We start from the raw sequence: 9,026 nt of genomic DNA, 5'->3' as shown, positions 1-9,026 counted from the left end.
GAAATATTTTTCATTTAGCTAAAATTAATTCCTGTTTTTAAATCAATTGCTTATGTTGATTTATCCGATAAAAAGGGCATTTAGCTAAAAATATTAGAAATAAATTCTAAAAAAGGTGTTGACACCCACAGAATATTTGCTAAAATAGCCAGCCTATCGAGACGGAGTAGTTGTTAACAACGCTACGGATTGGTACTAAGCGGGAATAGCTCAGTGGTAGAGCATAACCTTGCCAAGGTTGGGGTCGAGAGTTCGAATCTCTTTTCCCGCTCCAAATATGGCTTGAAAAAGCGCAAAAAGCCTCACTTCACAGTGAGGCTTTTTTTTATGTGTAAAATCTGTCCTAAGTCAGCTAATAGCGAAAACATAGAAATCAAAAAATAAAGCTAACTATAAGTAGGATAGAGATTATCAATATTGAAGAATAGATGCGCACACCAGAATACCTGAACGAATTAAACCTATAGCAACATAAGGGCATCCAATGCCACCAAAACCCCTCACATTAATCAGTGCTAAGCTCGCCTTTATCATATCCGCCATCGTCATCGGTATCATGGGTATCACCATGATCGGCTTTGGCTGGGTACCGCACCTGTCTCTTATCTTGGCTATCTGTGTACTACTGGCTATTGGTATGTACAAAGGTTTGAGCTTTGATGACATGCAAGCGCAAATGGCCTCAGGTGTCATGCGTGGTATTGGTGCCATCTACCTGTTCTTCTTTATTGGACTGATGGTGGCGGCTTTGATGATGTCGGGTGCGATTCCAACGCTGATGTATGTAGGCTTTCAGCTGATCTCACCTGAGTACTATTACATTTCTGCCTTTATTTTGACCTCTATTATCGGTATTGCCTTGGGTAGTAGTCTAACTACAGCTGCGACTTTGGGTGTTGCGTTTATCGGGATGAGTAACGCCTTTGATGCCAACGTGGCGATAGCAGCAGGGGCAGTAGTATCAGGTGCGTTCTTTGGTGATAAGATGTCACCATTGTCTGATACTTGTACTATTGCGTCCTCTGTCGTTGGTATCGATCTGTTTGAGCACATTCGCAATATGATGTATACGACAGTACCTGCATGGATACTGACAGTTATCTTGTTTTGGATGTTCTCTGGACAGACGACTAGTGCTGATCTGAGTCAAGTAATCATATTGCAAGGACAACTGATAGACAGTGGTCTAGTACATGGGTATTCGGTATTACCCTTTGTGGTATTAGTCGGATTGGCACTGTTTCGGGTCAATGCAATTTATACGATTATCTGTACCATTGCCGCGGCACTGATCATTACTTATATCCATAGTTCACCAAGCTTTGGTCAATTGGGTGGTTATCTGTTTGCAGGCTATGCCCCTGCTGAGTCATTAGAGTTAGGTGAGGTAGGTGGTATGCTGTCGCGTGGCGGTGTACAGAGTATGTTCTTTACCCAGGCGATTGTGATACTAGCCTTAAGCTTAGGTGGTCTATTAACGGCACTAGGGATTCTACCAGCACTGCTATCTGGTATTAAGGATGCGTTGACGACTTCAGGGCGAGCGATCTTTGCGGCAGCGATGTCTGCATTGAGCATTAACGTGCTGATCGGTGAGCAGTATTTGAGTATCTTGTTGTCAGGTACAGCATTTCGGTCAACGTTTGAGCGTCTACATCTACATCCGAAGAATTTGTCTCGGACGATTGAGGATGCAGGAACGGTGATTAATCCGCTGGTACCTTGGAGCGTGTGCGGAGTATTTATCAGTCAGGCGTTAGGGGTGCCGGTATTAGACTATCTGCCTTATGCATTCTTCTGTTATTTGTCACTGCTATTGACACTGCTATTCGGGTTTACGGGGCTGACGATTAGTAGAGTAAAAGAGGGGAAGGTGACTCAAAACCAGTAACAATTGATATCGTTAGGGATAATAAGAGTGTTGATTAATACTGATCCCAGTACGGATTGTCACCGAATTGCTCTGCAATAAAATCAATCAAGTAACGACAACGCTGCGACAAAAAACGATTCTTTGGATAAACAGCATAAGCGGTTAGGGTTGGCAGTTGATAGTGTTGGAAGACAGGTATAAGCTCGCCCAGCGCCAGTTGTTTATAAGCAATAAAAGTCGGCACAAAGGTAATCCCATGCCCTTTGACTGCCAAATCTACTAAGAACTCACCATTGGTGGCTTTGATTTTGGCATCTATCGTACGATGATGACTTCTGCCTTCAGTATCCACCAAGTTTATACTATTGGTTTGACCGAGACTGTATTGCAACAGCGCATGGTTGTCTAAGTCGTCTAGCGTTTCAGGCGTGCCCATTCTTGCCAAATAGTCGGGACTGGCGCAAATCACACAACGAATCAATGCCAACTTTTTTGCTTGATAGCTAGAATCTTGTAGCTCCCCGATTCGAATGGCCAACTCATAGCCTTCTTCAATCAAATCAATACGTCGGTCAGAAAAATCCAGATCGAATCTCAGATTGGGATGTTTATTGGCGTATTTATCAATCACATCGTTCAGATGCATGAGTCCAAAGGATAACGGCGCTGTCATCTTCAATGTGCCTTCGATACGCATAGGAGCGTCAGTAGCATGCTCATTGACAGCGTCAACCGCACGCAAGATATTATTCACTTGCTGATAATATTGCTCACCAGCTTGCGTCAATTTAGATTGGCGGGTAGTACGGCTGATTAATTGACTGCCTAAACGCTCTTCCAATTCTTTGAGTCGGCGACTGACGGCTGATTTTGCAATATTTAACTGCTCAGCAGCCTTGGTAATACTACCTGCCTCAACAATGCGTACAAACATCGCCATGTCTTCTAATTGACCCATTATCGATGCCTCATGATTGTTCTTACACCAAGAACTTATACTTGTGATTATTGCTGTTTATCCCATGCTAGTCAACGCCTATAATCGCGCTATTCTCTACTTAGAGACATGATTAAACACACTTTTGGAGCATTATTATGGACAAGTTACAGCAATTGAGCGCACCGCTCGGTCGTCTATTATTATCAGTCATTTTCATCTTTGCAGGCATTGGTAAAATCACAGATTATGCGACTACTCAAGGCTATATGGAGTCAGTAGGTGTGCCTGGTATGTTATTACCATTGGTAATCGCGTTTGAAGTACTAGGTGGTATTGCTATCTTGCTAGGTTATAAAGCTCGCCCAATCGCTTTCTTGTTTGCTGGGTTTAGCATCGTGTCAGCTATTATTTTTCATCAGTTCTGGACTGACGAATCACAGATGATCTCATTTATGAAAAATATTTCGATCGCAGGTGGGTTTTTGATGATTTTTGCTCATGGTGCGGGTGTTTACTCAATAGACAGTAAGTGATAGAAAATAAGTAGCTGAGTTACCTCTTATACGTTTACGAAGAACAATCATAAAGGGGTAGTTTCAAATAAAGAGCGTCATGTACATTTTCACAGGAAATTTCAACAGCAGACAGTTTTTTATATAAGCATAACTTAAAGTGATTTATATACAGTTAGCTGTGCTAATATATGTAAAAAATCTATGTTACGTTAGAACTGCTCCGATTGTTCTACAAAACAGAATAGTTAATTGCATTTAGCGTTGTTTATCTATGTAGAATTAATAATTATAATAAGCCCATTGTTTAAATAGATTAATCGATAATAAGTATATAGAGGGTTAATCTGTTGATAGCTAAGGACGAATTATGAAAACAATCTATCATGCAGCAGCCTCACGTGGCGATGCCAATCATGGCTGGCTTAAAAGCAGACATACCTTTAGCTTTGCCAATTATCATAATCCTGAGCGTATGGGATTTGGTGCCTTACGCGTTATTAATGATGATTTTGTCATTGGCGGTCAGGGGTTTGGCAATCACTCGCACCGTAACATGGAAATTATCAGTATTCCTCTATCCGGCAAGCTCGCTCATGGCGATAGTATCGGTAACGAGGGCGTCATAGAGACTGGTGAAATTCAAGTGATGTCAGCGGGTACAGGCATTACGCATAGTGAAATGAACGGTGACGATGCAGAGGCTGTGAGGTTTTTGCAGATTTGGGTAATACCAAACAAAATGGATGTCGCACCGCGTTATCAGCAAGTGCATATGGGCGATATCATGCGACCTAACGAGTTTAGCCAAGTGCTATCACCTTATTCTGATGATGCAGGGGTTTGGATTCATCAAGATGCTTGGTTTAGCATGGGTGATTTTGACGAAGGTATATCGCAAACTTACCAATTAAATAATCCTAACAACGGTGTCTACGTATTTGTCCTCAGCGGTGAAGTCGTAATAGATGGTAATACTTTGGTTAGTAGAGATGGTTTGGGTATTTGGGATACTGCGAGCTTTGATATAGACGTAAAAGAAGCCGCAAAAGTATTGGTGATGGAAGTGCCGCTATTTATGTAGTCATCGGATAGCAAAGTGCTTTATCAATTAAAGTACTCATACCAATAAATATTAACGCTAAAAATTATTTTTATTAACAATTATTTTACTAACAACATGGAGAAACACTATGTCAGATTTAACAACATTACAGCAGCTAGCAGAAAAACGTCGTTCTATCTATGCGCTAAGCAACCAACTGCCAGTAGCTAACGACGAAATCGTGAAAATAGTTGAGCATGCTATTTTGCACACGCCATCATCGTTTAACTCGCAATCAACGCGTATCGTTGTATTGTTTGGCGATGACCATCGTAAGTTGTGGGATATGACCGAAGATACATTACGCGAAATCGTTGGTGACGAAGAGAAGTTCAAATCGACCAAAGAGCGTGTCAATGGTTTCCGTAATGGTGCTGGTACGGTACTGTTTTTTGAAGATCAAGCAGTCGTCAGAGGCATGCAAGAAGCCGCGCCACTATATGCTGACAACTTCCCAATCTGGGCAAGTCAAACCAGTGCCATGCATCAGTATGTTATTTGGACGGCATTAGCCAGTATCGATGTTGGCGCAAACTTACAGCACTACAATCCAGTAATCGATCAAAAAGTAGCCAGCGCTTGGGATATCGACAAAGACTGGACGCTAAATGCACAATTGGTATTTGGAACAATTGAGCAGCCAGCAGGCGAAAAAGCATTTAAGCCAGTCGAAGAGCGTATGAAAGTGTTTGGTGCGTAAGATAGGGTAGTCTATTTTATATAGGCCTAAAATCTTAATAGCCCCAAAAGCTTACGTAAAACAAAAAGCGCCACTCAGTAATCTCTGGGTGGCGCTTTTTTATTGGTAATATTTTCTTGTTGAGGTTATCAATAGCCTGCAGCTAATCTAAATTCCTGCAAAAATTACGCAGAGATTGACGACTATTTACGCTGCATCAAACTATTAGCCACCCATGCTGGACCGATTAACAAAAACTGTAGATCCTTAAAGAAAGAAGGTTTTTTACCTTCGATTTTATGCCCAATGAATTGGCCAATCCATGCAACGATAAATACCGCTGCCCACGCTTTAAAGCCCCATGGCATCGCTGCCATCACTGACAGACAGATAAGAATAAACATCCCCATGGCTAAAAACAGTGGCGTAGATAAGCGTATATAAAACAATAATACCAATGCGCTAAGCACCAAGGTAAACCATACGGATAGCGATATGCCCATGCCTAACAGGCTGACAAAAATGGTTGGCACACATAGCCAATGGATTTTTTTATTGACCAAGTTCTGGTGACTGACCGAGTACTCACTAAGCCATTGCTCTAGCGTACGTTTGGACATTTTTGGTTGACGAGACATACTAACCTGCCTGTTAGTAAATAAGATGAGTAACTCATACTAGCTAATGGACTCGCTACTAATCTCAGTATGAAGATGATTGTTAATATCAGTTGTAGCACTAATTGCGCCTGTCTACCATGTTATCTGATAGACGGCACAGTCAAGTTTACTCGTACTATTGATGCTATATCAGCGAAATTTTATTCAAACTCCCAAGGGTTCTTTTCTACAAGAAACACATTATCCTTGCTCGCTGCGATGCCATTCATACAGGCCGATAAAGGCGTTTACTTGATACACCATAGTCTGAATAGCAAAGATATAGTTGCCAGACATGAGGTTCACGATGAGCCAGACAAAGTTAACAATGATCCACAGCCACCAGTTAAATGAGTAACGCAGAATCATAGCTGCCTGAGCCGTGATAGATAGCACAAAGGCAATGACGTTAATCCAAAAGAAAGAAATAAACCCTAAAAACAGACTGTTATCATCTTCTACGACGGCATAACCATAGCTCGCCAGTAGATCATTGACGGTTGGGAAAAGGGCGAGGCCTACAATAATAAATGCAGCAGTGATTAACCAAACAGCTTTACTCGCTGACTTGGGTATCATGTCGCCATCAGGGTCAGTATGCTTCGACCAATAAAAGATACCGTAAACATGGGTAAAAAAGTTAAATAGTGGAGCAAGCATCAAACCTACTGCGCCAGACGTTGCCTGTACGATGACTTCGCCTGCCGTTGCCCCCATACCAAAGCCATTGCCCATGACGTTTTTGCGGAATGATAGCGAGACTACGCAGACCAAACCAATGAACGAGACTGCTAAATAAAACCAATCAAGCGTGGTATGGTCTGTCGTGAGCCAAAAACCCGCAGATAAGGCAATGACACCGCAAATAAACCAAATGATAATCCATTGCATCGCCCATTTTCCGGTGATGTTGTCCAATAGCTGAATACGCATCGCTTTTCCCCTAAAGTAAATACTGATATCAATATAGTGCTAACTACCATGTGCTAGTTAAATAAAGTGTGCTAGTTAAATAACGTGCGCTAGTGAATAAATTATTATAAATATGCTCAGTACAGTTTATGATTTTTTGCCATAGATATATTGATCAATCAATAACAGTGCTTGCTGGTAGCGAGCATCATAGTCGGGCTGATCGATCATATGCGGCGTAATATCGTGACGCGCAAAAATATCTATCAAACGGTGCTCAAAGCGTCCACGCGCTTCAGGCGTACCTAGAGATCGCATACCATCATCAACCCACGGCGTATTGTTGTCTAGCATGATGGTGTGGTCTAAGCGAAACTCATCAATACAAGCAGCCACAAAAGGATGCGTGCGACCCTCGTATTCTTCACAAAATGCTTGCGTAGTGACAAAATCAGTATCAACGATGGTGATAGGGGCAGTTGCGCGGGCTTTGGCTTCTCGGATTGCCTCAGCATGGTCGAGACAAATAGGGCCATAATCACTGTACTGTAATCCAACCTCGCTACCACCCAACTCTGTACCGACATACAGCCGCCCCATCTCTAGGGCAAAGCTGGCACCATAATAATTGGCAAGCTTATGGACTAGCGTTGTCTTACCTGAGCTTTCACCGCCGACGATAGCGACAGTCTTGGTATAGTCGGCGCGTACTTGCGGATGAAGTGCTGACCAATGGGCAACTGGATCACGCGCAATCGCATAAGAGTCAAACTCAGACTGTAGCGGCGTAGTAACGACTGGCAAAAGCAGCTGCTCTTGTATGTCATTGCGAGTGAGCGGATGGTTGTTCGCCATAAACAATACAGTCTCTGCTGATAGTGATAGTGCGTCCATTAAGCGTTGCAATTTGGCATTACTAGCAGCGACATCAATACTGACATCATCACTGGCACTATACAGATTTTCGTGCAGCGGTAGTTCGCTCTCATGAGTAGTATGAATATGAATAAATGGCAAGTCGGCACAGGCCATCTGTAGCCAACGCGCTTTGTCTTGTAAGGTAATCGTAAAATCAGGATGCGGCAATGGATGCGCCATAATAACGATATGCAAGGTTTTGGCTTGTCCTGCTGCATCCAATATGCTGCGCATCTGCCCTAAGTGCAGGGGCTCAAAATGTCCAATCATCAATCCAGTGTCGTACATAGTTATCCTTATTATTTTTTATTTTAATCTCAGTGTTCCATGTCTATTCCAAAGAATACGGCTAATACTGTCTAAGTTAAATGATCCAAAGTAGACATTTATTAAGAACAGTAATACCAACCACGTTCTTTACTTCTAGTATTCTTCGTAAAGGTATTTTTATCTAATAGTTGAGCAGTGTTACAACTTTCATCATAGAACGTCTGAAAACTTAAGTTGCTTATCAGCATGGTATAAAGCTTTTGGAGGATTTGCAGGTGGGTTATTGTAAAAATAAGGTATATCGGATGTACGCGGAATCGCACGTTTTTTAATTGAGGATTTTTTAACTGAGTAAAATTGGTTAGCTAAAATATTATTCAGACTATTAAAAATTTGACTCGATTTTAGCGTGATAAAGCAAGCTTATCTCTTTGATTAAATTAAAAATAACAAGATATGTAAAACGAAATTGCAAGGTTATAGCAACAAAGATGGTTCTGAAACATTTTGAAATAACTATTTAAAATCAGGGGCTTGCATGGTGCTATGACAGATTAGGGTAAGCTTGAGTAGCATAAACTCACAAAGTACTGCTATACCTTAAACAGATAAATCCTGAATTATTGATATACTGATTCGTAAGTTAGCAAAGCAAGATAATGTTTTAGCTAAATACGTAAGACAATCGGAAAAATAGAATAAAAAAATAAACAAGAATAGAAAATAGAGAGGTATTTGATTTGGCTAAGTTAGCAAAATTACATCGCTCACCAAACAATCGCATGATAGCAGGTGTGATGGGTGGCATTGCAGAATATGCTGGTTGGTCGCCAATATGGGTGAGAGTATTATTCGTAATCATCTCATCGTTAAGCGCAGCAGTACCAGGCATTTTGATTTATATCATCCTATGGATAATCATGCCAAAAGCCAATAGTCAGTCTTATCAATAATAGGAGTCTGATAGTTATTTTTAAAATTAGCTTTTTTAAAATTAGGTTTTCTGAACCAGTTAAAGAGCCAAATTTAAGTTAGACGTAATTGCTAAAAACAGTAAACTTTCAAAAAATAAAAAGCCTGACCAATCAGGATGCCCAAGACACAATTTTCCTCCTGCCCGAATGCTAGCGCATTTGGGTATTTTTTTATTTATTGTAT

At 41.2% G+C, this 9,026-nt stretch carries 9 protein-coding genes and 1 tRNA gene; 6 read left to right on the top strand and 4 right to left on the bottom strand.

The genetic code is table 11. The annotated features are described in order from the left end of the window. Window positions 1-199 precede the first annotated feature (199 nt). Together CXF62_RS00925 and CXF62_RS00920 are read left to right on the top strand one after the other, a co-directional pair. Window positions 200-274: transfer RNA gene (locus CXF62_RS00925), tRNA-Gly, on the top strand. Window positions 275-484: 210 nt separating this feature from the next. Next, window positions 485-1,891: a Na+/H+ antiporter NhaC family protein gene (locus CXF62_RS00920; protein WP_102092577.1), complete on the top strand. Its 1,407-nt coding sequence runs from the start codon at window positions 485-487 to the stop codon at window positions 1,889-1,891. 34 nt (window positions 1,892-1,925) lie between these two features. On the opposite strand, the gene CXF62_RS00915 is transcribed toward CXF62_RS00920, so the two are convergent. Continuing rightward, complete coding sequence (locus CXF62_RS00915; RefSeq protein WP_102092576.1) at window positions 1,926-2,831, bottom strand: LysR family transcriptional regulator; 906 nt, start codon at window positions 2,829-2,831, stop codon at window positions 1,926-1,928. Between the two features lie 137 nt (window positions 2,832-2,968). On the opposite strand from CXF62_RS00915, the gene CXF62_RS00910 reads away from it, so the two are divergent. From CXF62_RS00910 to CXF62_RS00900, 3 genes are all read left to right on the top strand, one after another. Continuing rightward, on the top strand, window positions 2,969-3,346 hold the full coding sequence (locus tag CXF62_RS00910; RefSeq protein WP_102092575.1) for a DoxX family protein: 378 nt from the start codon (window positions 2,969-2,971) through the stop codon (window positions 3,344-3,346). Window positions 3,347-3,695: 349 nt separating this feature from the next. After that, a complete protein-coding gene (locus CXF62_RS00905) occupies window positions 3,696-4,409 on the top strand; it encodes a pirin family protein (RefSeq protein WP_102092574.1) in 714 nt (237 codons plus the stop codon). 109 nt (window positions 4,410-4,518) lie between these two features. After that, window positions 4,519-5,130, top strand: a complete 612-nt coding sequence (locus tag CXF62_RS00900) for a nitroreductase family protein (protein WP_057761493.1) — start codon at window positions 4,519-4,521, stop codon at window positions 5,128-5,130. A gap of 182 nt (window positions 5,131-5,312) precedes the next feature. Here the strand turns inward: CXF62_RS00900 and CXF62_RS00895 are convergent, their stop codons facing one another. The 3 genes from CXF62_RS00895 to nadR all read right to left on the bottom strand — a co-directional run bounded on the left by CXF62_RS00895 (window position 5,313) and on the right by nadR (window position 7,886). Next, window positions 5,313-5,747: an Mpo1 family 2-hydroxy fatty acid dioxygenase gene (locus CXF62_RS00895; protein ID WP_102092573.1), complete on the bottom strand. Its 435-nt coding sequence runs from the start codon at window positions 5,745-5,747 to the stop codon at window positions 5,313-5,315. Between the two features lie 222 nt (window positions 5,748-5,969). Beyond that, window positions 5,970-6,701, bottom strand: coding sequence for a nicotinamide riboside transporter PnuC (gene pnuC / locus CXF62_RS00890; protein WP_102092572.1), 732 nt, complete (start codon window positions 6,699-6,701; stop codon window positions 5,970-5,972). Window positions 6,702-6,827: 126 nt separating this feature from the next. After that, window positions 6,828-7,886: a multifunctional transcriptional regulator/nicotinamide-nucleotide adenylyltransferase/ribosylnicotinamide kinase NadR gene (nadR, locus tag CXF62_RS00885; protein WP_102092571.1), complete on the bottom strand. Its 1,059-nt coding sequence runs from the start codon at window positions 7,884-7,886 to the stop codon at window positions 6,828-6,830. 722 nt (window positions 7,887-8,608) lie between these two features. Between nadR and CXF62_RS00880 the strand changes: the two genes are divergently transcribed. Continuing rightward, complete coding sequence (locus CXF62_RS00880) at window positions 8,609-8,821, top strand: PspC domain-containing protein (protein ID WP_102092570.1); 213 nt, start codon at window positions 8,609-8,611, stop codon at window positions 8,819-8,821. The last annotated feature ends 205 nt before the right edge of the window (window positions 8,822-9,026 follow it).

Origin of the sequence: Psychrobacter sp. MES7-P7E (genome assembly GCF_002863645.1) — a bacterium.
Taxonomy (GTDB): Bacteria; Pseudomonadota; Gammaproteobacteria; order Pseudomonadales; family Moraxellaceae; genus Psychrobacter.
This window is presented reverse-complemented; position numbering and strand designations above follow the sequence as displayed.